General features: G+C 66.8%; 22 protein-coding genes. 15 read left to right on the forward strand and 7 right to left on the reverse strand.

Annotation, left to right across the window (positions count from 1 at the left end):
• Nucleotides 1–29: 29 nt before the first annotated feature.
• Nucleotides 30–1,022: an alpha/beta hydrolase gene (locus LGY53_RS40330; protein WP_225731941.1), complete on the reverse strand. Its 993-nt coding sequence runs from the start codon at nt 1,020–1,022 to the stop codon at nt 30–32.
• A 216-nt stretch (nt 1,023–1,238) separates the two neighbouring features.
• Between LGY53_RS40330 and rfbA the strand changes: the two genes are divergently transcribed.
• Nucleotides 1,239–2,108, forward strand: a complete 870-nt coding sequence (gene rfbA, locus LGY53_RS40335) for a glucose-1-phosphate thymidylyltransferase RfbA (RefSeq protein ID WP_225731942.1) — start codon at nt 1,239–1,241, stop codon at nt 2,106–2,108.
• Between the two features lie 2 nt (nt 2,109–2,110).
• Nucleotides 2,111–2,659, forward strand: a complete 549-nt coding sequence (locus LGY53_RS40340; RefSeq protein WP_225731943.1) for a dTDP-4-dehydrorhamnose 3,5-epimerase family protein — start codon at nt 2,111–2,113, stop codon at nt 2,657–2,659.
• A gap of 141 nt (nt 2,660–2,800) precedes the next feature.
• Here the strand turns inward: LGY53_RS40340 and LGY53_RS40345 are convergent, their stop codons facing one another.
• A complete protein-coding gene (locus tag LGY53_RS40345) occupies nt 2,801–4,273 on the reverse strand; it encodes an MFS transporter (RefSeq protein ID WP_225731944.1) in 1,473 nt (490 codons plus the stop codon).
• A gap of 85 nt (nt 4,274–4,358) precedes the next feature.
• On the opposite strand from LGY53_RS40345, the gene LGY53_RS40350 reads away from it, so the two are divergent.
• Nucleotides 4,359–4,790: a MarR family winged helix-turn-helix transcriptional regulator gene (locus tag LGY53_RS40350; RefSeq protein WP_167471426.1), complete on the forward strand. Its 432-nt coding sequence runs from the start codon at nt 4,359–4,361 to the stop codon at nt 4,788–4,790.
• Here the strand turns inward: LGY53_RS40350 and LGY53_RS40355 are convergent, their stop codons facing one another.
• Together LGY53_RS40355 and LGY53_RS40360 are read right to left on the reverse strand one after the other, a co-directional pair.
• Nucleotides 4,791–5,666 (reverse strand): helix-turn-helix transcriptional regulator, encoded by an 876-nt coding sequence (locus LGY53_RS40355; protein WP_225731945.1) that lies wholly within the window; start codon nt 5,664–5,666, stop codon nt 4,791–4,793.
• Nucleotides 5,667–5,869: 203 nt separating this feature from the next.
• Nucleotides 5,870–6,427: a DUF4282 domain-containing protein gene (locus LGY53_RS40360; RefSeq protein ID WP_225731946.1), complete on the reverse strand. Its 558-nt coding sequence runs from the start codon at nt 6,425–6,427 to the stop codon at nt 5,870–5,872.
• A 191-nt stretch (nt 6,428–6,618) separates the two neighbouring features.
• On the opposite strand from LGY53_RS40360, the gene LGY53_RS40365 reads away from it, so the two are divergent.
• The 3 genes from LGY53_RS40365 to LGY53_RS40375 all read left to right on the forward strand — a co-directional run bounded on the left by LGY53_RS40365 (nt 6,619) and on the right by LGY53_RS40375 (nt 10,423).
• The gene (locus LGY53_RS40365; protein ID WP_167471423.1) at nt 6,619–7,101 is read left to right on the forward strand and encodes a hypothetical protein; all 483 of its coding nucleotides are present in this window, start codon (nt 6,619–6,621) and stop codon (nt 7,099–7,101) included.
• Between the two features lie 195 nt (nt 7,102–7,296).
• On the forward strand, nt 7,297–9,504 hold the full coding sequence (locus LGY53_RS40370; RefSeq protein ID WP_225731947.1) for a molybdopterin-dependent oxidoreductase: 2,208 nt from the start codon (nt 7,297–7,299) through the stop codon (nt 9,502–9,504).
• Nucleotides 9,505–9,790: 286 nt separating this feature from the next.
• Nucleotides 9,791–10,423: a pyridoxamine 5'-phosphate oxidase family protein gene (locus tag LGY53_RS40375; protein ID WP_225731948.1), complete on the forward strand. Its 633-nt coding sequence runs from the start codon at nt 9,791–9,793 to the stop codon at nt 10,421–10,423.
• Between the two features lie 112 nt (nt 10,424–10,535).
• On the opposite strand, the gene LGY53_RS40380 is transcribed toward LGY53_RS40375, so the two are convergent.
• A complete protein-coding gene (locus LGY53_RS40380; RefSeq protein ID WP_275107005.1) occupies nt 10,536–10,991 on the reverse strand; it encodes a GtrA family protein in 456 nt (151 codons plus the stop codon).
• A gap of 168 nt (nt 10,992–11,159) precedes the next feature.
• On the opposite strand from LGY53_RS40380, the gene LGY53_RS40385 reads away from it, so the two are divergent.
• The 7 genes from LGY53_RS40385 to LGY53_RS40415 all read left to right on the forward strand — a co-directional run bounded on the left by LGY53_RS40385 (nt 11,160) and on the right by LGY53_RS40415 (nt 19,801).
• Nucleotides 11,160–12,590 carry an FAD-binding oxidoreductase gene (locus LGY53_RS40385; RefSeq protein ID WP_225731991.1) on the forward strand — a complete coding sequence of 477 codons (1,431 nt, stop codon included), beginning with the start codon at nt 11,160–11,162 and terminating at the stop codon, nt 12,588–12,590.
• Complete coding sequence (locus tag LGY53_RS40390) at nt 12,587–13,348, forward strand: decaprenylphospho-beta-D-erythro-pentofuranosid-2-ulose 2-reductase (RefSeq protein WP_225731949.1); 762 nt, start codon at nt 12,587–12,589, stop codon at nt 13,346–13,348. The genes LGY53_RS40385 and LGY53_RS40390 overlap by 4 nt, the downstream gene beginning before the upstream one ends.
• Nucleotides 13,349–13,373: 25 nt before the next feature.
• Nucleotides 13,374–13,619 (forward strand): hypothetical protein, encoded by a 246-nt coding sequence (locus LGY53_RS40395; protein ID WP_225731950.1) that lies wholly within the window; start codon nt 13,374–13,376, stop codon nt 13,617–13,619.
• A gap of 54 nt (nt 13,620–13,673) precedes the next feature.
• The gene (locus LGY53_RS40400; protein ID WP_225731951.1) at nt 13,674–14,048 is read left to right on the forward strand and encodes a type II toxin-antitoxin system VapC family toxin; all 375 of its coding nucleotides are present in this window, start codon (nt 13,674–13,676) and stop codon (nt 14,046–14,048) included.
• A 138-nt stretch (nt 14,049–14,186) separates the two neighbouring features.
• Nucleotides 14,187–16,187, forward strand: a complete 2,001-nt coding sequence (locus LGY53_RS40405) for a galactan 5-O-arabinofuranosyltransferase (protein ID WP_255664917.1) — start codon at nt 14,187–14,189, stop codon at nt 16,185–16,187.
• A 75-nt stretch (nt 16,188–16,262) separates the two neighbouring features.
• On the forward strand, nt 16,263–19,577 hold the full coding sequence (locus LGY53_RS40410; RefSeq protein WP_225731992.1) for an arabinosyltransferase domain-containing protein: 3,315 nt from the start codon (nt 16,263–16,265) through the stop codon (nt 19,575–19,577).
• 5 nt (nt 19,578–19,582) lie between these two features.
• Nucleotides 19,583–19,801: a hypothetical protein gene (locus LGY53_RS40415; protein ID WP_225731953.1), complete on the forward strand. Its 219-nt coding sequence runs from the start codon at nt 19,583–19,585 to the stop codon at nt 19,799–19,801.
• A 23-nt stretch (nt 19,802–19,824) separates the two neighbouring features.
• Here the strand turns inward: LGY53_RS40415 and LGY53_RS40420 are convergent, their stop codons facing one another.
• Nucleotides 19,825–20,757, reverse strand: coding sequence for an NADP-dependent oxidoreductase (locus tag LGY53_RS40420; RefSeq protein ID WP_225731954.1), 933 nt, complete (start codon nt 20,755–20,757; stop codon nt 19,825–19,827).
• Between the two features lie 94 nt (nt 20,758–20,851).
• Here LGY53_RS40420 and LGY53_RS40425 point away from each other — a divergent pair, with 94 nt between their 5' ends.
• Together LGY53_RS40425 and LGY53_RS40430 are read left to right on the forward strand one after the other, a co-directional pair.
• The gene (locus LGY53_RS40425; RefSeq protein WP_225731955.1) at nt 20,852–21,250 is read left to right on the forward strand and encodes a helix-turn-helix domain-containing protein; all 399 of its coding nucleotides are present in this window, start codon (nt 20,852–20,854) and stop codon (nt 21,248–21,250) included.
• Between the two features lie 170 nt (nt 21,251–21,420).
• On the forward strand, nt 21,421–21,582 hold the full coding sequence (locus LGY53_RS40430; RefSeq protein ID WP_167471413.1) for a hypothetical protein: 162 nt from the start codon (nt 21,421–21,423) through the stop codon (nt 21,580–21,582).
• 188 nt (nt 21,583–21,770) lie between these two features.
• On the opposite strand, the gene LGY53_RS40435 is transcribed toward LGY53_RS40430, so the two are convergent.
• Nucleotides 21,771–25,085 carry an arabinosyltransferase domain-containing protein gene (locus LGY53_RS40435; RefSeq protein ID WP_225731956.1) on the reverse strand — a complete coding sequence of 1,105 codons (3,315 nt, stop codon included), beginning with the start codon at nt 25,083–25,085 and terminating at the stop codon, nt 21,771–21,773.
• Nucleotides 25,086–25,183: the final 98 nt, after the last annotated feature.

Here is a 25,183-nt window from a genome sequence, read left to right on the forward strand (position 1 = left end):
GGCCGCCTTTTCAACAGGCCAATTCCGGCTCAGGCGGAGCGGGCCTGGTCCTGCTCCTCGAGCCGAGCCCGGACGAAGCGCGACACCCGGGCCAGCGCCGCCCTGCCCTCCGGCAGATTCGGGAAGATGCTCATGAAGGCGTGCACCTGGCCGCGCCACAGCTCGAGCGTATTCGGCACACCGGCGGCGGTGAGCCGTTCGGCCATGAGTTCGCAATCGTGCCTGAGGATTTCGTCCTCGGCGGCGATCAGCAGCACCGGCGGCAGCGCGGCCAGCGCGCCGTTCACCGGCGAGAGCAGCGGGTCGAGCGCGCCGCCCACCTCGGCGCCCATCCGCACCACCGCGGCCAATGCGGACAGCGGGATGTAGGGATCGCGGGTGACGTTGATGTGATCGCGCTTGGCCGCGTAATCCAGGTCGAGCAGCGGGCTCAGCCCGATCAGTCCGGCCGGTGCGGGCAGACCCGCCTCGATCGCGCGCAGCGCGGTGGCGAAACTCAGGTATCCGCCCGCCGAATCCCCGGCGAATACGATGCGCCCCGGATCCGCGCCGTGCCGCAGCAGCCAGCGGTAGGCGGTCATGCAGTCGTCCACCGAATCGGTGATGCGCCGTCCGGGCAGCTGCCGGTATTCGACGTTCACCACCGGCAGCCCGATGCGCCGAGCCAGACTGGCCGCGATCGGGCGATGCGTGCGCAGCCCGCATACGGCGAATCCGCCGCCGTGCAGATACAGCATCGCGCCGTGCCGCAGCGCCCGCGCCGCACCCGACGGGCGCAGGATCTCCATCCGGAAACCGTTGAGCGCCACCTGTTCTCGTTCTATTCCGCGCGGTTGCGGCCGCAGCCGGGCCAGACCGGATATCGCGGCGGCACCGATCGGAATGGTCGACCTGGTGATCGGGGCGACCCGCAGCGCGGGCCGGATGACGCCCTGACAGGTCGCGAGCAGAACCCGTGCCGGGGCGCTCGGCCCATCCGGATTCATGACGGTGCCGGATCCTCCGGGGCCGATTGCTGACATCGCGCACCTACCTCACTGGCGCGCCGAGATCGCCCAGGATCTCCGGATCGATGTCGGCGCTGACATCGCACGGGTCGTATTCGGTGACAACACGTGTCATCAAGAACACCACGCCGACTGTGACCCACGCAACAACAATCGCCCCCGTGATCAATTCGTCGGCGAGTCGGAACCTCCCCGAGCCGGAACCGGCAGGCACTGGCAGACTGCATGGTCATGCGCGGAATCATCTTGGCGGGCGGCACCGGGTCCCGGTTGCACCCGATCACGCGCGGCGTCAGCAAGCAGCTCGTGCCGGTATACGACAAGCCGATGGTCTACTACCCGCTCAGCACGCTGATGCTGGCGGGCATCCGGGACGTCCTGGTGATCACCACGCCGGAGGATGCGGCGGCGTTCGCCCGGCTGCTCGGCGACGGCAGCCAGTTCGGCCTGTCCATCAGCTACGTCGTGCAGCCCGAACCCGACGGCCTGGCTCGCGCCTTCGTACTCGGGGCCGCTCACATCGGCACCGACTGCGCGGCACTAGTGCTGGGCGACAACATCTTTCACGGCCCCGGCCTGGGCACCGGGCTGAGCCGCTTCGCCGATATCGACGGCGGCGCGGTGTTCGCCTACTGGGTTTCCGATCCGACGGCGTACGGCGTTGTCGAATTCGCCGACGGCAAAGCCATTTCCATCGAGGAGAAGCCGAAGGCGCCGCGCTCCAACTACGCCATCCCCGGGCTGTACTTCTACGACAACGACGTGGTGGAGATCGCGCGCGAGCTGAAGCCATCCGCGCGCGGCGAATACGAGATCACCGACGTGAACCGGGCCTACCTGGAACAGGGCAGGCTGCAGGTCGACGTGCTGCCCCGCGGTTCGGCCTGGCTCGACACCGGAACTTTCGACTCGCTGTTGGACGCCGCCAATTACGTGCGCACCATCGAGCAGCGGCAGGGCCTGAAAATCGGTGTGCCGGAAGAGGTCGCCTGGCGCATGGGCTTCATCGACGACGAGCAGCTGCGGGTACGGGCCGAGGCGCTTGTCCGCTCCGGCTACGGCACCTACCTGCTCGGCCTGCTGGATCGTGGACGGGACTAGGTATGGAATTCCGTGAGATGTCCGTCCCCGGCGCCTGGGTGATCACCCCGCGCCAATTCGGGGACGCGCGTGGCACTTTCGCCGAAACGTTCAAGGCAACCGAATTCGAGAAGGTGACCGGGCGCGAGTTCGAGCTGTGCCAGGTGAACCTGTCGGTCTCCGCGGCGGGCGTGCTGCGCGGCATCCACTACACGGAAGATCCGCCGGGACAGGCGAAGTACGTGTCCTGTGTGCGCGGCGCCTTCCTCGATGTCGTGGTGGATCTGCGCCCCGGCTCGCCGACGTACGGACGCTGGGACAGCGTGATTCTCGACGATATCGACCGGCGCTCGATATTCTTGGCCGAGGGTTTGGGGCACGCAATCCTCTCCCTGGAGGACGGCTCGACGGTGACCTACCTGTGTTCGCTGGAGTACACGCCCGAATTCGACAGGGAGATAGACGCTTTCGATCCCACACTGGCCATCGAATGGCCGACCGTCGGCCGGGACGGTAAGCCGCTGACCTTCATCCGTTCAGCGAAAGACAGTGCCGCCCCGCCATTTTCGTGAACATAACGAACGCCCCCACCTTCCGACGTAGGTGGGGGCGTTCGATTTGTCGGCCGCGGCGCGAGCGTCAGGCCCGGAGGCGGTAGCTTGCGTAACCACGCAGGGCTAGGGAGCGCCGCAAATCGGACACTGTGCGGGGAATCAGCCGACGAGTTCGAGTTCCTTTTCGGCGGCGACCTTTTCGGCCTCCTGCCTGCGGAACTTCGGGGCGAAGGCCAGCAGCGCGACCAGCGCACCGACGATGGAGACGCCTGCGGCGAATTCCAAGCCGGGACGGTAGGTGTCCAGCATCGCCGCGGGCGAGGTTTCGGCGTGCGTACCCGAGGTGACGATGGCGGTGGTCACCGCGAGCACGATGGCCGCGCCGACCTGCATCGAGGTCTGCAGCACGCCGGCCGCCAGACCCTGCTCGTCGTCATCGATACCGCTGGTGGCCTGGATGTTGATGGCCGGGAAGCCGACCCAGCCGATGCCGATCAGCAGCACCGCGGGCAGCAGCATCGACACGTACGACGGCGCGGTGTCCAGCCGCAGGAACAGCAGGTAGCCGATGGCCATGACGACCATGGTGACGGCGATGATCGGCCCGGTGCCGAAGCGGTCGACCAGCTTGTCGGAGACGAAGGCCGATGCGACGACGAGCAGACCCACCGGCAGTAGCGCGAGCGCCAGGTGCAGCGGAGACCAGTGCAGGGTGTCCTGCAGGTAGAGCGTGGTGATGAACTGCCAGCTGAAGTAGGAGCCGCCCACCGCGATGATGGCGAGGCTGGCCCGCACCAGCGAGGACTTGCGCAGGATGCCGAGCCGCACCAGCGGGTACTTGACCTTCTTCTCCACCGCGACGAAGCCGGCGAACAGCGCGGCCGTCAGCACGAACGAGCCGATGGTGCGCAGCGAACCCCAGCCGACCTGCGGCGCGGAAACCACGGTGTAGACCAGCAGCAGCATGCCCGCGCTGGACAGCACCGCGCCGAGGATGTCGTGTCCGCCCTCTTCGGCGGCCTCGTCCTTGGGGACCAGGAAGGTGGCGGCGACCAGTGCGGCGATCGCGATCGGCACCGGGAGCAGGAAGGTCCAGCGCCAGCCGACGCCGGTCATCAGACCGCCGAACAGCAGGCCCATCGAGTAGCCGCCCGCACCGAATACGGTGTAGATGGACAGCGCCTTGTTGCGGGCCGGGCCCTCACCGAAGTTGGTGGTGATGATGGACAGGCCGGTGGGCGCGGTGAACGCGGCGGCCAGACCCTTCACGAAGCGGGTGAGGATCAGCAGCGGGCCGGAGCTGACCAGTCCACCGGCCAGCGAGGCCAGTGCGAAGACGGCGAGCGCGATCAGGAAGACCTTGCGGCGGCCGAGCAGGTCGGCGGTGCGGCCGCCGAGCAGCAGCAGTCCGCCGTAACCGAGGACGTAGCCGCTGACCAGCCACTGCAGGGTGGAGGTGGTGAGTCCGAGTTCGGTGCCGATGGACGGGAGCGCGACGCCGATCATCGAAACGTCGAGGCCGTCGAGGAAGAGAACGATGCAGAGCGTGATCAGCATGCCCCAGAGCCGTGCGGACCATCTGGTCGGATCGGTCGCCGTCGGGGCGGCCGAGAGGGTTGCTGGTGAAGTCATGGCGGGAACATTACATGCACACGCATTAAATGCCAACACATTAAATGCATTTGCATAGATGGCTGGTGATCACTAGGATGGGCACATGTCGAAGCCGTCAATGATTGACGCCGACGTCTGCAAGTCGGAGGCCCCAGTGGTCCGGCGCGCCACAGGGCACACCGGACTGGTGGCGGAGTGGCGCGAACTGCTCGACCGACACGCCCTCGTCAGCTGCGCACTCGAAAAAGAACTGCAGGGCAGGCACCGAATCGGGCTCAGTGAGTTCGAGACGCTCGACCGGTTGGTCGACGCCGATTGCGGCAACTATCGAATGAGCGATCTGGCCAATGACATCTATCTGAGCCAGAGCGCGCTGTCCCGGGCCGTCGCCCGGTTGGAGAAAGACGGCCTGGTCGCGCGCAGTATGTGCGCCGACGACCGGCGCGCCGTCTTCGTCTGCCTCACCGACAAGGGTCGCGAGGTGTATGAGCAGGCGCTACCGACGCATCGGGAGACCCTGCACCGCTTCTGGTGATCAGAACCTGCGCCGCGCGGCGTCGACGGCCGGGCGCGCATCAACGGCGACCGCCTGAATATTCGCGAAAGCCTTTCGGTACCGGTCGATTTCGTGTTCCTTGTCCAGATACACCGGACCGGTGAACGCCTCGACGTAGACCACCGGCGGCTCGGCGAGTTCGCCCGCGCTGCGCTCCGGGAACTCCAGCAGCACGAACGGACCGGCGTCCATCCCGTCGTGGTAGCCCGAATCCGCTGGCACCACCCGGATGCGCACATTCGGCAGTTCGGCGAGGGCGAGCAGGTGGTCGAGCTGTTCGGTCATCACCTCGGCGCCGCCGATGTGCCGCCACAGCACGGACTCGGCGATCACCGCGTCCAACCGCAGCGGGTTCGCGGCGCGGGTGAGCTGCGCCTGGCGCGCCACCCGCAGCTCGATCCGGCGGGCGACCTCGGCCCCGGACAGCTCCGGACGGGACGCGGTGAGCAGCGCCCGCGTGTACGCCTCGGTCTGCAGCAGGCCGGGCACCAGCTCGTTCTCGTAGCCGGACAGCCGCTCGGCCGCCTCCTCCAGGCCGATGTAGACCTCGAAACCCTCGGGGATCACCTCGCTGTACGCGGTCCACCAACCGCGCGCCTTGGTCTCGCGGGCCAGCGCGGCCAGCGGTTCGACCAGATCGGTTGGCGCGCCGTAGATCTTGCACATGGCCTCGACATCGAGACTGCGCAGCGAGGTCTGCCCGGTTTCGATGCGCCAGATCTTGGCCTCGGACCACTCGAGCTGCTGCGCCGCCATCCTGGTGGTCATCCGTGCGCGATTGCGCAGGTCACGAAGGTGTCGGCCGAGCTGTCGACGAGGCATGGTCGACCCCGTGATGCCCTGCGGTAAAGCCATGCTTCCCCCTAATCCGTGCGCGGATCCGCGAATCTCCCGTATTCGCAGGATGGCGCTTGCCGAAGTGCGTACCAGATCTGAACATCCGGATATTCGAAACGCATTGTTTCACAGTTGAACTGGTCATGGTCACGGTAGGTGGCGCAGGTACGCCACTGTCATCGCAATGCCGAACAGGTTTGGCGTACCTGGCATTTCGGCGGCTACTTGCGCGGACCGCGCTTGCGGAACCGCCAGAACTGCACCGCCCGAACGTCCTCGGAGAGCTGGTTGACCGGTTCGGCCACATCCGACAGCGCCTGGAACAGGTCATCGGCGAGTTCGCTGATGTGCTCGACCCGGCTCGCCAGCAGCGCCGCGTTCACCAGGAATTCCAGCATCAGCCGGACGGCGGCGGCGATGGTCAACGCCAACGGCAGCGCGATCAGCGCGGCGAGCACCCCGAGCAACACCGAATGCCGCCATATCAAAACCGTCAGCGCGATCGGCGTGCCGAAGGCGAAGGCCAGGCCGAGTATGTAGGCCAGCGGCAGCAACGTCACCGTGGCCGGACGGCGGAACTGCACGTCGAGCAGTCCGCGCGCCGCTTCGACGCTCCACACCCCGAACGCCCGCGGGCTGCGGAAGGGTTCGGCGGGCGACTCGGCCGCGACCGCGGCGCGGGTGAAGCGCCGGGCCGCGGACTCCTTCCAAGTAATCCAACGAGATTCGGCTACGTACTCCTCCGAATCCGGTACGGCGCCGTCGGACTCATCGGTCATGCCGGAATCCTCCCCGCATTCCGCGGCCGAAGCCAGTCGAATTCAATAGCCATCGGCTACCAAAACCCTAGTGAATGAGACGAATACAACACTCGTGAAGAAAAACTGTTTCAGCGCGTAACACTGCCGACCTCGCGACCCGATAGCACCCATGAAGCAGGACCCAGATCTATCGGGGAATGGAGATAACAGTGCGTACGACGTTTCCGACTTCCATCTCGGCGGCGGACATGACCGCTGCCGCGCAGGACTACACCGAGCGCGGATGGACGGTTGCCGAAACGGCCAACGGGCTTTGCCTGATCACCGATGCCGATCTCTCGGGCATCGAGGTCTGCGGCGAGCTCGCCGGCGAGGTGCGCCGGTTCCTCCGGGCCAACAACCTCTCCGGCCCGGTCATCGAGATCCCCGGCCCGGAGCGCCGGGAGATCCACCTGGTCACCGCGGTCGGCAAGGCGGCCATGGCGATCGAGGCGCTGCGCGAGGCCGGCGCGGTCGTCTACACCGACGGCGCGGGCATCCCGCTGCCGCCCACCCAGCTCTCGGCCGGCTCGGCCTGCTGGGGTATCTCGCCCGCCGAGGCGCGCTGGCTGCCGCCGGTGGTCGCGATCGGCGCCGCGGTGCGCTCGGCCCGTGCCAACCGCCGCACCAGGCTCACCTCCGTGGCCTGCTGAAGAGCAGGCCCACCCGTCACCCGACCACCGCCCCCCATTGAATCGCTACGCGATGCTGGTCTTCCAGCCATAACCTGCTGAACCGGCCCACTCCGCAAGGGCCGCCTCAGACCGATACCCCTCGGGTATCGGTCTTTTTGGGTTTGCCGCGTAGCGATGTGTTTCAGATCTCCCGATCGTGCGAGAGCATTAGCTATGGCCCGGAACCTGTTGCGCACCTGTCCGCTATGCGAGGCCGTGTGCGGTCTCGAGATCGGCATCGACCCCGACGACCACGTCACCTCGGTGCGCGGCGACAAGGCGGATCCGTTCAGCAACGGGTTCATCTGTCCCAAGGGCGCCAGCCTCGGACATCTCGACGAGGATCCGGACCGGCTGACCGAACCGATGATCCGGGACCGCGCGACCGGCGCGTGGCGCACCGCGGGCTGGACCGAGGCGTTCGAGCTCATCGCCGAACGGCTCGCCGCGGTCGTCGGCCAATACGGAAAGCAGTCCGCCGCGCTGTATCTGGGCAATCCCAATGCGCACACGGTCGCCGGTGCGCTGTATGTCCCGGTGCTGGCCAGGGCATTGGGGTCGCGCAATATCTACTCCGCGAGCACCGCGGACCAGATGCCCAAGCAGGTGGCGAGCGGGCTCATGTTCGGTGACCCGCTCACCGTGCCGGTGCCCGACCTCGACCGCACCGACTATCTGCTCATGCTCGGCGCGAACCCGCTGGAATCGAACGGATCGCTGTGCACCGCACCGGATTTCCCGGGTCGATTGAAGGCGCTGCAGCGGCGCGGCGGCCGGTTCGTCGTCATCGATCCGCGGCGCACCCGCACCGCGAAACTGGCCGACGAACATCTGTTCATCCGCCCGGGCAGCGATGCTTACCTGCTGTTCGGCATCGTGCACACGCTTTTCGCCGAGGGTTTGACCGATGTGCGGGTCGAGGCGAACGGCCTGGACGAGGTGCGGGCGGCCGCCGCGGATTTCCCGCCGGAGGCGGTCGCGGCGCGCACCGGCATACCGGCCGAAACCGTCGTGCGGCTCGCCCGCGAACTCGCGGCCGCGCCGACCGCGGCCGTCTACGCCCGAATCGGCACCTGCACAGCGGAATTCGGCACGCTGACGCAGTGGCTGGTCGACGTGCTCAACGTGCTCACCGGTAACCTGGACCGGCCCGGCGGCGCGATGTTCGCCACCGCGGCAACCGGCGGGATCGCGCGCAGCAAACCGTTCCGCGTCGGCCGCTGGACCAGCCGGGTGCGCGGATTGCCGGAGGCCATGGGCGAGCTCCCGGTGGGCACCCTGGCCGACGAGATACTCACCCCTGGCGAAGGTCAGGTGCGCGCGCTGATCACCGTCGCGGGCAATCCGGTGCTCTCCGCACCGAGCGGCGCCCGACTCGACACGGCCTGCGCCGAACTGGAATTCATGGTCAGCGTCGACCGCTACCTGAACGAGACCACCAGGCACGCCGACGTCATCCTGCCGCCGCCGCGCACCCTGCAGTCGCCGCACTACGATTTCGCGCTGCTGCAGTTCGCGGTGCGCAACTACGCCAGGTACTCGCGGCCGCTGATCCCGCTCGGCGATCGCCCCGGCGAATCCGAGATCCTGGCCAGGCTGGCGGCCGCGGTGCAGGGGCAACCGCATTCCGGCGCGGCGAATCCGCTCGCCATGGTGGATGAGCTGATCATCATGACAACGCTGCAGAAGGCGGGTCTGGCGCAGCGCCGCGGCGAATTGCTCGGCGCCGACAGCACCGAACAGCGAATCGATATGATGCTGCGCCTCGGACCGTACGGTGAATGGGCCGGCGGAGAACTGAATCTGCAAGTGCTGCTTGATAATCCGCACGGCATCGACCTCGGTCCGCTGCGGCCTCGGCTGCCAGGCGCGCTGCGTACCGAATCGCGCCGGGTGGAGCTGGCCCCGCGCGAGTTGCTGGACGACGTCGCGCGGTTGCTGGCCCGGCTGGCCGATACCGCGCCGGACGTCGTGCTGATCGGGCGGCGGCAGCTGCGCTCCAACAACAGCTGGATGCACAATGTCGCGACGCTGGTCAGCGGCTCGAATACCTGTACGCTGCAGATCAATCCGGCCGATGTGGACCGGCTCGGGCTCGGTGGGCACGCGGTGGTGAAGTCTGCCGCGGGTACGCTGACGGTGCCGCTGGAGCCGACCGAGGCCATCATGCCCGGCGTGGTGAGCCTGCCGCACGGCTGGGGTCACGCCGAGAGCGCGCAGGCGGTGGCCCGCGCCCACGCCGGCGTCAATGCCAATGTGCTGACCGATGATTCGGTGCTGGACGCGCCATCCGGCAACGCGGTCTTCAACGGCGTACCGGTAACGCTGACCCCGGCTCCCCCGCCTCTCCGCGTATTTTCGCCGGTCGTAAGAGCCTCTTGAGTCCCAAACCGGGCTGGCGGCCAGGCGCAACAGGACTTTTGGGCGTCCCCGACGAGTTACCCATGTTCTCACGAAATCAGTAGTACTGCCCCAATCAACAATCCGGCCGGTCGGATTCCGGCTAACATCCGGAATCCCTTGCGCTAACAAAGCATTCGGTGCATTCTCAACATGGATTTCGTAGCTTTGCTCCGTAAAGTCGAATAAAATGGACCGGGATTCGGCTTACCGGCCGGTTCGATGGCGAATCGGCGGTATCCGAACTCCAGCTACTCGAGGGGGCTCGATGCCCGGTATGCGATGCGGCAGTGACGGCGAACGCGACCTGCAGGACAGGTACGGTTCGCAGGACCGAGCCCAGCGCTTCTACGACGACCAAGTACTCGATCACCTGAACCGCACCATGATCGATTTCATCGCCCGGATGGATATGGCCTTCATCGCCACCTCCGACAAGCACGGCGAATGCGACGCAAGCTTCCGCGCCGGACTACCCGGCTTTCTGCACGTCATCGACGAACGCACGATTGCCTATCCGGAATATCGCGGCAACGGCGTGATGGCGAGCCTCGGCAATATTCTGGAGAATCCGCACGTCGGCATCCTGCTCATCGATTTCGTGCGGGACCTGATCGGCCTGCATATCAACGGCTCGGCCCGGATCATCGAGGACGAGACGCTGCGCCGCAGCGTCCCCGGCCTGCCGGAGCGGCGCAGCCTGCGCGGCCGCATCGCCGAACGTTGGGTGGTGGTGGATGTGGAAGAGGCATATATCCACTGCCGCAAGCACATTCCGCATCTGGTGCCGGCCACCCGCGAGGCGCGCGAGTGGGGCACCGACAGTCCGCGAGCCAAGGGCGGTGACTACTTCGGCGCGAAAGCCGAAGCGCGCCGAGCGGAGCCGGCCATGGCCCCATAAGACCCGTCCGCGGGCTCCGACCTCATGCTCGACCGGCCGACGTGCTTGCAACGACGCCGCGGCGGTCACCAGCCGCACATGAGCCACCGGGGCCCGCGTTCGATCGGCGGCGTCAATGGATCTTGAAGATCACCGCGCGCTGCACCACGAAATTGATGACCGTCGCCGTGCCCTGCGCGACGCAGAACGCGAAGATCTGCCGCCACCACGCCTGCGGCAACGTGTCGTACAACACGGCGTTGATACCCACCTGAACGGCGAAGGTGATGGCGTAGAGGATCACCACCGCGACGAAGCGGGCCCGGCTCGGCTCGGCCTTGAACGTCCACCGGCGGTTGATCAGATAGGCCGTCGTCGTGCCCGCGATGAAGCTGATCGACTTCGCGATCTCGCGCGGCAGCCCGATCAGGTTGAACAGCAGGCTGTACAGCCCGAAATCGACGATCGCGGAGAACCCACCGGTCAACGCGAACCGGATGATCTGCGTTTTCAGATCGACATCGGTACCGCCCGGCTCGTCGACCAGCGGCAGTTCTACCGGCAGCGGCAGATGTGGTTCGGCAGGCACGCCGACGAGCGTAACGCCGACCCCGGGTGTGATGCGGATCCGATACCGGGGAGTCAGTAGAGAGCGGCCCCAGAACGCGTCATACCTGTAGCCTCTATCCCGATGTCCACGAAAGCTGCCCGCCCGTCGCCCGACCCCTCAACGGATCGCTCCGCGATGCGGCATTCGATGGCCCCCACCGAAACCGACACCGCCGCCGAGGGCACGTCCGCACTGCCCACGCAGGCCAGGTCGTTGACGGGCTGGGGTCGCACCGCACCAACCACCGCCGAAGTGCTCTCGACCAGCGATCCGGAGCTGATCGCCAAGGCCGTCGCCATGGTCGCCGAGGACAACGACGCCAAGCCCGTCCATCTGCGTCGCGGCGTTATCGCCCGCGGCCTGGCCCGCTCCTACGGCGACAACGCCCAGAACGCGGGCGGACTGGTCATCGACATGACCGCGCTGAACAAGATCCACCGCATCGACCGCGATTCCCGCCTGGTCGACGTGGACGCGGGCGTGAACCTGGACCAGCTGATGAAGGCGGCGCTCCCGTTCGGCCTGTGGGTTCCGGTGCTACCGGGCACCCGGCAGGTCACCGTCGGCGGTGCCATCGCCTCCGATATCCACGGCAAGAACCACCACAGCGCGGGCAGCTTCGGCAACCACGTGCGCTCGCTCGACCTGCTGACCGCCGACGGGCAGGTGCAGCACATCACCCCGAAGCGCAACGCCAAACTGTTCTGGGCCACCGTCGGCGGCTGCGGACTCACCGGCATCATCCTGCGCGCGACCATCGAGATGACGCCCACTGAGACCGCGTACTTCATCGCCGACGGCGATGTGACGCCGACGCTGGACGACACCATCGCCTTCCACAGCGACGGCTCGGAGGACCGCTACGAATACAGCTCGGCCTGGTTCGACGCGATCAGCCCGGCGCCCAAGCTGGGCCGGGCCGCCATCTCGCGCGGCAACCTGGCCAAACTCGACCAGCTGCCGAAGAAGTTGCGCAAGGATCCGCTGCGGTTCAACGGGAAGACCTTCCTGACGCTGCCGGACGTCTTCCCGAACGGACTGGCGAACAAGTACACGTTCTCGCCGATCGGGGAGCTCTGGTACCGCAAGTCGGGCACCTACCGCGGCAAGGTGCAGAACCTGACGCAGTTCTATCACCCGCTCGACATGTTCGGGGAGTGGAACCGCGCTTACGGCAACAAGGGATTCCTGCAGTACCAGTTCGTGGTGCCGCCGGAGTCGGTGGACGAATTCAAGCGGATCATCGTCGATATCCAGCGATCCGGATTCTATTCGTTCCTCAACGTTTTCAAGCTGTTCGGCCCGGGAAACCAAGCGCCGCTGAGCTTCCCGATGCCGGGCTGGAACATCTGCGTCGACTTCCCGATCACGACCGGACTCAACGAGTTCGTCAGCGGATTGGACAGGCGCGTACTGGAATTCGGCGGCAGGCTCTACACCGCGAAGGATTCGCGGACCACCGCGGAAACCTTCCACCAGATGTACCCGCGGATCGACGAGTGGATCAAGGTCCGCCGAAGTGTCGATCCCACAGGCGTTTTCATGTCCGACATGGCGAGAAGGCTGGAGCTTCAGTGATCAATGCCGTTGGCAACCCCCAGTCGATTCTGCTGCTGGGCGGCACATCCGAAATCGGTCTGGCGATCTGCGCCGAATACCTGCGCAAGGGTCCGGCGCGGATCATTCTGGCCGCGCTGCCCGGCGACCCGCTGCGCGAGGACGCCGTCGCGCAGATGAAGGCGGCCGGGGCGAGCGAGGTCCAGGTCGTCGACTTCGACGCGCTCGACACCGAAAGCCATCCGAAGGTCATCGACGAGGCGTGGGCCGCCGGTGACGTCGATGTCGCCATCGTCGCCTTCGGCATCGACGGCGACGGCGAGGTGTTCTGGCAGGACCAGCGCAAGGCCGTGCAGATGGCCGGAATCAATTACACCGCAGCGGTTTCCGTCGGCGTGCTGCTCGGCGAGAAGATGAAGGCGCAGGGCTACGGGCGGATCATCGCCATGTCCTCGGTGTCCGGCGAGCGGGTGCGCCGATTCAACTTCGTCTACGGCTCGACCAAGGCCGGACTCGACGGGTTCTACCTGGGCCTCGGCGAGGCGCTGCGGCCGTTCGGCCCGCGGGTGCTCGTCGTGCGCCCCGGCATGGTGCGCACCAAACTGTCCGCCCACGCCAAGGAGAACGGACTCACCGTCAACAAGGAAGACGTTGCGACCCTTGCCGTTTCGGCCTCCGACAAGGGTAAGGAGCTCATCTGGGTCCCCGGCCCCATCCGCTTCCTGATGATGATCCTGCGCCACGTCCCCCGCCCGATCTTCCGCAAACTGCCGATCTGATCAGGGCAGAGGTACCCTGGCGGTCATGACAGCGGCCTACGAGCATATGAATTTCCGCGAGCTTGTCGGTCTACTGACCGAGGAAGAGCAGGAGGATCTTCGTCCAGTCGTGCTCAGGCTCGTCGCGAGCCATGGCCGCCTCGTCGAAACGAAGTCAGAGGCGACGCCCGCCAGGCGTCGCCTGTCCTTCGAAGGTATAGCCGAAGCCGCGCCCGATTTCGCTGCCACTTCCCAGGAGGTTCTCTGGCGCGAACTCGGCGGCCGTGAATGATCGTCTGCGACACCGGGCCGCTCTTGGCGGCCGTTAATAGGCGTGATCACGATCATGCGATCTGTCGCAATGCTCGGCAACGAACCCGGCCCGCTGATCGTTCCGGCAACGATTGTGACCGAGGTCTGCTACATGCTGTCAAAACTCGGATCCGAAATCGAGGCACGTTTCCTACGCTCATTGGAGGCCGAGGAACTTCGGGTAGAACCGCATACTCCGGCCGATTACGGCCGGATGGCGGATCTGGTCGACAAATACGGCAACTTCCCGCTCGGCGCAGCCGATGCATCGGTCGTCGCCGTGGCGGAGCGCTTGGGTATCGCCAGAATCGCGACGCTGGACCATCGGCATTTCCGGCAGATCGCGCCAAAACACTGCGATGGATTCGAGCTAGTGCCTGGCGAAGACGCACTCGCCAGGCATCGGTGACGCGGCCCGGTGTGTGCTGAGGACAAGGCTCCGTCCGGTAGTGCCTATTAGGCTGACTCGGCGAAACAACCAGTCGAGTAATCCGGAGGCGGAGTGCGCGTGATCGAGCAGGTTCCGGTCCGAGGGCGGACGTCCCTGTTGGCCCGGCAGGTCGGTGGTGCGCTCGGTGAGGCGGTGCTGGCGGCGGTTGTCGCGGTGGGGGTGACGGCGGTTGGGCTGACGGCGTTTTCGATGGTGCACTGGCCCGCGTTCAACTCCTCCAATGTGACTCGGGCGTTGACGACGGTGGGGCAGGTTTTCGCGGCGGTGCTGGTGATCGCCGCGATCTGGTTGACTCGGGTGCGGCGATGGCCGTGGGTGGCGAAACTGCTGACGTGGGGCGGGATTTCGACGTTCGTCACGGTGACGCTCGGCATGCCGTTGGCGGCGACGAAGCTCTACCTGTATGGGGTTTCGGTTGATCAGGAGTTCCGGACCGAATATCTGACGCGGCTCACCGACAGTGCGGCACTGCACGATATGACCTACGCGGATCTGCCTCCGTTCTATCCGGCCGGCTGGTTCTGGATCGGTGGACGGGTCGCGAATCTGTTGGGCATGCCGGGCTGGGAGGCCTTCAAACCGTACGCGATCGGGTCGCTCGCGGTGGCGTCGGTCATCGGATATGTGCTGTGGTCCAAGCTGATTCGTGCGGAATGGGCCATCGCGGTGAGCGCAGCCGTCACGGCGGTCGCGGTCGCCTATGCCGCGCCGGAGGCGTACAGCGCCGTGCTGGTCATCCTGTTGCCTCCGGTGCTGGTGCTCGCTTGGGGGGCGCTGTATCGGCCACTGGAGCGGTCGGTTTGGCGCGATCCGGTCTCGGTCGAGATGGAAAATGTTGCGGCAGAGGTAAATTCATCTACAACCGATGCGGTAAGCGGCACCGCCGGCGGTTGGGGCGCGGTGGTCGGGACCGGCCTGTTCATCGGCCTGTCCGCCACGTTCTACACGCTGTACACCGCGGTCGCGGCCTTCGCCGTCGTATTGATGGCGCTCATCGCGGCCGGGCTGGCGGTGCGGGCCAGGTATGTCGCGAATCAGGCTCGGCGCGAAGGGAATTCGGGCTCGATCTGGCAGGCGGCCGGGCAACCGATCCTGCGGCTGATCGTGATCGGCGCGATCGCGATGCTCATCGGGTTGATCGTGTATGTGCCCTTCCTGCTCAAAATGCTCGGCGGCGGCACCCGATTCAAGGGTTCGGCATTCCACTACCTGCCCGAATCAGGCGCCGAACTCCCGCTGCCGATGGTGGATTTCTCACTGCTCGGCGCGCTGTGCCTGCTCGGCACGGTATGGCTGGTGCTGCGCGCGGGCTCGTCGCGCCGGGCGCAGTCGCTCGGCATCGGCGTGGTCGCGATCTACCTGTGGACGCTGCTGTCGATGGTCGCGACGGCGGCGGGCACCACCCTGCTCTCCTTCCGGCTCGAGCCCGTCCTGCAGGTGTTGCTCGCCGCCGCGGGCGCATTCGGCTTCGTGGAGGGCGCGCGCGCCATCTATCAGGCGCTGAACGAACCGCCCCGATTCCGCGCGGTGGCCGCCGCCCTGGCCGTCCTCGGCGCGCTGGCGTTCTCCCAGAACATTCCGCGGGTGCTGACCGCGGAGATCACCGTCGCGTACACCGACACCGACGGCAACGGCGACCGTGCGGACGAACGCAACCCGTCGCCGGTGTGGTTCTACCGCCAGATCGATGCCGCGCTGCAGGCCCAGACCGGCCGCCCGCGCGCGGATTCCGTTGTGCTGACCGCGGATACGAGCTTCCTCTCCTTCTATCCCTACTACGGCTTCCAGGCGCTGACCTCGCACTACGCCAATCCCCTCGCCGATTTCGCCGCCCGCGCCGACACCATCGGGCGGTGGAGCAAACTCGACTCGTCCACGGCACTGCTCGACGCGCTCGGCAAATGCCCGTGGCGAGCGCCCGACGCCTTCCTGTTCCGCCGCGCCGGGGACGAATACACCCTGAAACTGTCCAGGGACGTCTATCCCAACGATCCGAACGTCGAGCGCTACACGGTGAGCTTCCCGAAGAAACTGTTCACCGACCCGCGCTTCACCGTCACCGATATCGGCCCGTTCACCCTGGTCACGGTCCGGTAGAGCGCCGAGCTGCCAGGATGCGCCGCGACAGGGAGACGAGGGTCCGCGATGTCGACGACCTCCGCTGAACGCGAAATGCGCCGCGCTGGCGGGAAACGCCGCGACGGATGGATAGCATCAACGTCCGTGCGACCGGACCCCGCAAATCGAGCGTTCACCCGTAACCGCCTGATCGCCATCGTCACCGGCTTACTCGGTTTCGTGCTGGCGCTGCTGACCCCGCTGCTGCCGGTGCGCGAGGACCGGGCGACGCTGGACTGGCCGCAGGCGGGCGATCCGAGCGTGACAGCGCCGCTGGTCTCCTATGTGCCGCTGCGGCTGGACGCGACGCTGCCGTGCTCGCTGCTGCCCGCGATCGGGTCGGCGGGGACGGTCGTTTCGACGGTTCCGGTGGCCTCCGGCCAGGCGGCCACCAAGGGCCTGGTGGTTTCGGTGGCCGACGGCACGCTGTCGGTGCTGCTGCGCGATATCCCGATGCTCTCCGCCCCGGTCGCGGAGCTGGCGGGCTGCCAGCAGATCGTCATCAGCTCCACCGATGCCGCGACCACCGTCGAATTCGTCGGGGCACACCGGTTGGACGGCACCGCATTCCGCAATACCGTCGCCCGGGATGTCCGCCCGCAGGTGGTCGGCGTCTTCACCGATCTGAAGTCCGATCAGCTCGCCGGCGCGAACATGCACATCGATATCGATTCGCGCTTCTCCTCCACCCCGACCTGGCTGAAGCTGGCGGTCATGATCGCGGCGGGCGTATGCACCGTCATCGCGCTGATCGCACTGCATCTGCTGGACACCGTCGACGGTCGCCGGGCCCGCCGTTTCCTGCCTGCGCACTGGTGGCGGTTCACCGCCGGCGACGCCGTCGTGCTCGGCACGCTGCTGCTGTGGCATTTCATCGGCGCCAATACTTCCGACGACGGCTACATCCTGAATATGGCCAGGGTTTCCGAACCTTCGGGCTATATGTCGAACTACTACCGCTGGTTCGCGGTGCCCGAGGCGCCATTCGGCTGGTCGTACGAGGTGCTGGCGTGGATGACCAGGATCACCGACGCCAGCCCGTGGATGCGGCTGCCCGCGCTGGCCGCGGGCATCACCTGCTGGCTGGTGATCAGCCGGGAGGTGTTGCCGCGCTTGGGCGCTCGGGTGCGGCGCAACCGGATCGCGCTCTGGACAGCGGGTTTGGTGTTCCTGGCGTTCTGGCTGCCGTACAACAACGGCCTGCGCCCGGAACCGCTGATCGCCGCGGGCGCGCTGCTCACCTGGTGCGCCATCGAGCGCGCCATCGCCACCGGCCGCCTGCTGCCCGCCGCGGCCGCGGTGCTCATCGCCGCCTTCTCGCTGGCCGCAGGCCCGACCGGATTGATCTGTGTCGCAGCGCTTATCGCGGGTTCACGGCCGGTGCTGCAGCTCATCATCAAGCGGGCCCGCCTCGGGTCCGGACCCGCGATCTTCCGGTATGCCGCGCTGCTCGCACCGGGGCTGGCGGCCGGAACCCTGGTGCTCGTGGTGGTTTTCGCGGATCAGACGCTGGCCACCGTGCTGGAGGCCACCCGGGTGCGCAAGATCATCGGGCCGAATGTGGCCTGGTTCGACGAACGCACGCGGTGGGATTCGCTGCTGATGCTCTCCCCCGACGGATCGCTGGCCCGGCGCTTCGGCGTGCTCGTCATGCTGCTGTGCCTGCTGGTCTGCGTGCTGCAGGTGTTGCGCAAGAGCCGGATTCCCGGCACCTCGCGCGGACCGTCGGTGCGGATACTCGGAATCGTCTTCGCCTCACTGATTTTGATGATGTTCACGCCGACCAAGTGGACCCACCACTTCGGCGTATACGCCGGGCTGGCCGGATCGCTGGCGGCGCTCGCCGCTGTCGCGGTGGGCAGCGACGGAATTCGTTCGCCGCGCAACCGGGCGCTGTTCGCCGCCGCGGTGCTCTTCCTGCTCGCGGTGACGTTCACCGGCCCCAACGGGTGGTGGTACGTCTCGAGCTACGGCGTGCCGTGGTTCGACAAGGCGCCGCTGATCGCCGGTAAGGGCGTATCCACCCTGTTCCTCGGGTTGAGCGGGCTCGCGCTGCTGTGGGCGGTGTGGGAGCACTACCGCGAGCCCTACCGCAACGACAGGGAAAAGGGCACAACGCGTTTCGACCGTTTCGCCTCGGCGCCACTGACCATCGCCGCGGCCGTGCTCGTGCTGTTCGAGGTGGCCTCGCTGGCCAAGGCGGCGGTCGTCCAGTACCCGGCCTACTCCGTCGGCAAGCAGAACTTCGAATCGATCGCGGGCAAACCGTGCGGGCTGGCCGACGAGGTCCTGGTGGAAACCGATACCGCCGACTCGCTGCTGTCACCGTACGACGCCGCCCCCGCCGACGGATTGTCCGCGCAGTCAACGGGTTTCACGCCCAACGGGGTCGCGACCGATCTGACCGCCGACGCCGACGAGACCGCCACCGGCGGCGCCAACTCGATCGACTCCAACTCCAAGAACAAAACCACCCGCACCACCGGCGCGGGCACCGGCGGCGGCACCACCACCCAGGCCGGAATCAACGGCAGCACCGTCGCGCTGCCCTTCGGGCTGGACGCGGCCCGCACGCCCGTCATGGGCAGCTATACGACCGATGAGCAGAAGGTCGCCACCCTCACCTCGCACTGGTACCACCTCGATCTGAACAGCGTGCGCAACGATCCCGCGTACAAGGTGCTCGCCATCACGGCGGCGGGCCGCATCCACTCCGTCAACTCCGACGGGGTGAGCACCTACGGCGCGGATCTGAAACTCGAATACGGCGTCCGCGACGCGGATGGCACCGTGCGCATCCTCGGCTCGATCCTGCCGCTGGATATCGGCCCCGCACCGTCCTGGCGCAACCTGCGGGTGCCGCTGGACAGCCTGCCCGCCGAGGTGAACGCGGTGCGCATCGTCGCCGAGGACCGCGACATCACCCCGCGGATCTGGCTGGCCGTAACCCCACCCCGGCTGCCGCGCCTGGCGACGCTGAATTCCGTTGTGAAACCGGATGATCCGAAGGGCTCCGGCGATCCGGTGCTGCTCGACTGGCACGTCGGGCTCGCCTTCCCGTGCCAGCGTCCGTTCAACCACCACGACGGCGTCGCCGAGGTCCCGAAGTGGCGGATCCTCCCCGACCGGGTCGGCCAGGACGCCGCCAACGCCTGGCAAGACGATATCGGCGGCGGCCCCCTCGGCTGGACCGGCCTGCTCCTGCGCTCCCAAACCGTCCCCGCCTACCTCGACCACAACTGGTCCCGCGACTGGGGCTCCCTCGAAAAATTCACCCCCTACGCCAAGAACGCCGCCCCGGCCCAAATCGCCGTAACCGTCGAAACCCGTTCCGGCTGGGCCAAAGACGCCCCAATCCGAGTGAAGTAGGTCCGATGGACCTGCCCGAGCTCGTTCGGCTGTTGACCGATGAAGAGCAGCGGGACCTTCGTCCTGTCGTCCTGCGGTTGGTCGCCAGCCATGGTCAGTCCACCGACCAGCGCACGGCAACCCCGAAACGACGCTTGTCCTTCGCCGGGAGTATCGAGGCAGGCCCCGATTTCGCGACCAGATCCGAGGAGGTTCTGCGCCGCGAACTCGGTGGTGGCGCGTGATCATTTGCGATACCGAGGGATGCCTAAGGCACCAGGACGAGGCGGCCTCGGATACCGCCTGCTTGGAGGCGTTTATGTGCCACGGCAACCTCCTCCAGGGGGTAGGTTTCCGCGACGCGGAGGGTTAGCTTGCCTGCGTCGGCGAGGGTGACCAAGTTGTCGAGTTGGGGGCGGTCGGCGCGGATCAGGGTGGTGGTTACGGTGGTGCCGCGCAAGGGGATTGGGGTGGCGGCGACGTTGATGGAGACGAATTTGCCTGCGCCTCGGACGGCGGCGAGGGTTTGGGGGCCGAGGGCGGCGGCGTCGAAGGCGGCGTCGACGCCGCCGGGGACGAGGTCGCGGGCGGCGTCGGGTAGTTCGGCTTCACGGGGGATGAAATCGGTTGCACCCAGAGCTCGGACGGTTGGTTCGTCGGCGGTGGCGGCTGTGGCGATTACCCGAATGCCCTGTGCCGCGGCGAGTTCGACGGCATAGCCGCCGACGGCGCCCGCCGCGCCGGTGACCAGCAGGCTGTCGCCGGGCCGCAGGCCGAGGGCGGCCAGGCCCTGGAGCGCGGTGAGCCCGTTGAGCGGAATTGTCGCCGCGGCAACGGGATCCACTCCGATAGGTGCGGGCGCGACATTGACGGCCTCCAGCACGACATAGTCCGCCTGCGCCGCCAACGATACGTCGAGGCGGTCGCTGACGCCGATAACCCGCTGTCCCACAACGAATTCGGTGACGTCGGCGCCGACGGCGTCGATGACTCCCGCGACATCCCAACCGAGCCCCCACTGTTCGCGCGACGCGGCGAACGCGGTGCCGCCGATCCCGTCGCGCACCAGCAGATCCACCGGATTCACCGTTGCCGCAGCGACTTTGATGCGCACCGAGGCGCGACCGGGCTCCGGCGTCGGCACCTCGACGACCTCGGCGACGGCTTCCGGACCGGGCCGCCGGACGACTACTGCTCGCATGACTTTTCCTTCCTGTCCACTCGAACCTAAGCCGCTGTACTATCCAATGGGTAGTAGTTACCCAGAAGTACGTAACGGGCAGAGAGGTGAGCAGATGCCGACGTCCACCGCCGCGCAACGCCGTGACCGGGAAAAACAGCGGTACGACGCCTACCTGGCCGAATGCCCGGCCCGTCAACTGCTCGACCGGATCAGCGACAAATGGGTGAGCCTGGTGCTGAACGCCCTCGCCGACGGCCCGCTGCGCTACGCCGAACTGGCCAGGATCATCGCGGGCGTGAGCCCGAAAATGCTCACGCAAACCCTGCGCGGCCTGGAACGCGACGGCCTGATCGAGCGCCGGATCACCGCCGCCGTCCCGGTCCGCGTCGACTACGAACTGACCGAGTTGGGCCGCAGCCTCGGCCCGGTAATGGCGGCTATCAAGGGGTGGGCGGAGGCCCGAATGGACGACGTGCTGGCCGCCCGCCACGAATACGACCAGCGGCATTAAACATCAAAGTTTTACGTAGTTTCGTCACTGTGACCGGACGATGAACGCCCAGGTCAACCACACGGGCGAAACAGTACGTTTTCGCAGTTGCACAGGACACACGGTTGTCCTTCATGTGACCGGTGATCCGAAACGCTGCCGACCCGCCAGTAGCGTCGTAATCTGGCACCATGACGACGGCCTTCGATGACATGGATCTGCGCGATCTCGTCGGTCTGCTCAACGAGGAGGAGCAGCGGGAATTGCGCCCTGCGATCCTTCGTGTGCTCAATCGCCTCCCCGATCAGGAGGTACTGCGGCGGGAACTGCACTGCCGCATGACCAAGGTGTAGCCCCGAATTTCGCTACAGGACAACTGATTTCGCGAGGACATGGGTAACTCGCCGGGAACGCCCAAAACTGGTGTCATTCGGAACCACCGGCCCGGCGCCCGAATCCAGCGGCACCGACGACCGGCGAAAATACCCGGAGAGGCGGACGAGCCCGATGCGAATTCGCATCGGGCCGAATCTATCTCGAGTTAACCAACCCGCAGCCGGCCGGGCGTCCACCAACCCCAGCGCTCGGCCGTGCCGGTCTCCAACTTGGCCGGGGTCGCGGCCGCGTACTGGTCATAGCGCTCCAGCGAACCCCAGTCCCTGGCCCAGTCGTTCTTCAGATAGGTCGGCACCGTCACCGACTGCGCCAACATCTGCGCCCAACCGTTCAGACCGCCGAATTCCTCGGCCTGCCAGGTGTTGGTCGAGGTGATGGCCAGCGGATGGTCCGGCAGGATGCGGTAGTTCGGCACCTCGGCGACACCGTTCTTGTGGCCGAGCGGCCGCTGGCACGGGAACTGCAGACCCACCGCCCAGTCCTCCAGGATCGGCTGCTCCGAACCCAGGAAGCTGTTGAGCGACACCAGCTTCGGCATCCGCGGTGCGGTGAACGCCAGCCACTGATCACCGATCAGGATCGGGTCGTTGGCGACGATGCGCACCGCGTCGGCGCTCGGATCGATCTTGTCGAGCGGGACGCGCAGGTTACGCCAGGACGGTGCGGGGCCGATATCGCGCGGCAGATAGGTGCCGAGCTTCTCGACGCTGCCGTCCGGCTGCTTCTTGCCGTATTCGACCAGCAGCGACTGGCCGTACAGCACATCGCCGGTGTCGTCGATGGACAGGATGCGGCCCGCCGCCGAGATGACGACCAGCGGCTTGTCCGCCGAACGCGGCGCCAGCTGATACCAGCTGGACGTCAGGTGCGCGGGCTGCTGAACGCCTTTCTGGTAGCTGCCCATCACCGGCGTCGTCGCCGGATCGAGGCCGAACGGCAGCGCGACGGTGCTGCCGTTCACGCCCCGCACGCCCTCACCGCCGCCGGTGCCCGCGTTCTGCCCCTTCTCGAAGGCCGCGCCGACCGACTGGGCGGACGTATTGCCGGTACCCGGCTTGACCTCGACGCTGTCGGCGGACAGATCCTTCGCCACACCGTTCGGGTCGAAGCCGACCGGATCGGGTCCGGCCAGCGGGTCACCGTTCTTGTTCGGATGCGCGGGATCCTCGATCGGAGTGAGGTTGCCCCCGTTGACGTCCGGCTCGACCAGCACGTCATTGGCGATACCGCACGTATTGCCCTTCAGCGCATCGAAATTCGAGCGCGCCAGCGAGTACGCGGGGTACTGATGGACCGCGCCCTTCACCAGCGAGAACACCTCGACCGCGACGATGAACGCGGCGACAACGGTCAGCGGCACGGCGGCGAATTTGCGAATCCGCTTGCCGCGCTTGGATTTCGGCGACGCCTCCGGCGGCAGATACTCCTCGCGCAGCGTGAACCAGCCGACCAGCACCAGCGCCAGCCCGAACAGGATCAGCATCAACGTATTCGACTGGTAGCCGTGCAGTGAGATGCGCTTGTCGTACCACGGCACACCGAAGCTGGACACGTACCAGTAGCCGTTGATACCCGAGAACGACAACGCGAGCACGAACAACAACCCGGCGAGGAAGATCGCGCGATTCTTCCTGGCCCGCAACGCACTCGCCGAAACGGCGACCGCGGTCACCGCGGCGAGCGATCCGGCAATGCCCGCGTACGCGCCGAAGTGGTGGGTCCACTTCGTCGGGTTGAACATCATGAAGAAGATGGTCCCGAACACCACGCCCATCAACCGCCAGGTCGGCGCGCTGGCGATGCCGGGAACCCGCCTGCGCCGCAACAGCACCAGCATGGTGGTGAACAGGCACAGCAGCATGATCAGGAAGGCGAAGCGGCGCGGCAGCGATCCGTCGACCGTTTGGACGAACAGGTAGTAGTACCGCAGATAGTCCTCGTACCAGGCCAGATTCGGACCGGTCGCCTGCCGGACCCGGTTCGCCTCCTGGATTCCGGCGAAGGTCTGATCGGTGTAAACCGCGATCAACACCAGCACGCCCGCCGACAGGATCGGCGCGAGCAGCGGCAGCGTCGAACCCCATTTCCCGTAGCCCTGAGCCAGGAATTCCCGCCGCTTACGCACCACGATCCGCACCATGGGCCGGATACCGGCGAGCAGCGCTGCCACACACATCAACCCGGTCGGCGCCGCGGCCAGCGTGAACGCGGCGAACAGCACCGCCACCGAGGCGGGCAGCAGCCGCCCGGTCGCGATGGCCCGCTCGATGGAAACCCAGGTCAGCAGCGCGCCGAGCGCGACGATCGGCTCGGAACGCAGGCCGTTGTCGTAGGGCAGCCAGAAGGCCAGGAACACCAGGCCGCCGGTCCACAGCGCCACCTTGCTGTGCCGCACGCCGCGCCCGAGCCGCGGCACCACCTCGCGGCTGATCACCATCCAGCAGAGGATGGCGCAGAACAGTGCGGGCAGGCGCACCCACGGGCTGGCCGTGGAGATCTGCGCGAACGCCTGAATCACGTAGTAGTACCAGCCGAACGGCGCCTCCGGCACGCCGAACCAGCGGAAGTAGTTGGCCATATAGCCCGCGTGCGGCGCGACCCGGACCATGGTCAGGATGTAGCCGTCGTCGGAGGTGTTCGCACCGACGAAATGCCACAGCAGCAGGATGCCGATCACACCGCCGTCGGCCCACGTCGGCTTCAGCCAGTTGGCCGGCAGGATCCGGCGGTGGCCGCGGCCGTCACTGCTGTCCAGCCTGGCCAGCGCGCCGAGCGCGATCACCGTGCCGAGCACCGCCGCGATCATCGCGACCAGCTTGATCAGGGTCGGGCTCGACGAGAAACGGGTGTCCACCGTCATCTTGAACGACAGACCCTGCGGCACCGCGCCCTGCAGATCGGAGAAGACGCCGACCACCTGCGGGCGCAGATCCGGCACCAGCTGACCCTCGATCGGGTCGCCCTTCTCGTTGTTGAGGCCCTCGAACGCCGCGGTCGTGCGATTGATATCCGAGGAGATGACGATCGACGAACATTCGCCCATCCGATCGCGCGGCGCCGTCGCCACCACCGCATTGCGGTCGAGCACATCCACCGCGGTATCCGTCACCCGGACGAACATCGCCTCCAGCGCGGCCCGATCGCCCTGCGGCGGCGCGGTGGCCAGCAGCATGCCGCCCTGCGGCGGCAGCTGGGCGACGGCCGAGCACGGAATGGTGGCCCGCAGATCGATCGGCACCTGCGACATGAGCGGCGCCTGCAGATTTCCGAGCTTGCCGTCCTGCGGCCAGTTCAGTACCGCCGTCGTCTGCGTCACCGGAAGGAACGGTGTCGCCAGCGCGAACAGCGCCCCCAAAACCCCCGCGATGAGCGCGATCAGACGCGCGATATGAAAATCGCGCGGAGCGACCGCGGCAGCGGGCTCCGGCTTGGTCAAGACAGCAGTAGCGGCGTCGGGCACGATTGGCAATGCTAGCTGGTGGATTTGATCACCGTGGCTTCGCCGCGAAGGGTTTGCGCACGACCCCGCTCATAGCTCCCCAGCAGAGGGACGCCAAA

This window comes from Nocardia sp. JCM 34519.1, assembly GCF_020361265.1.
In the GTDB taxonomy this organism is placed as follows: Bacteria; Actinomycetota; Actinomycetes; order Mycobacteriales; family Mycobacteriaceae; genus Nocardia; species Nocardia arthritidis_A.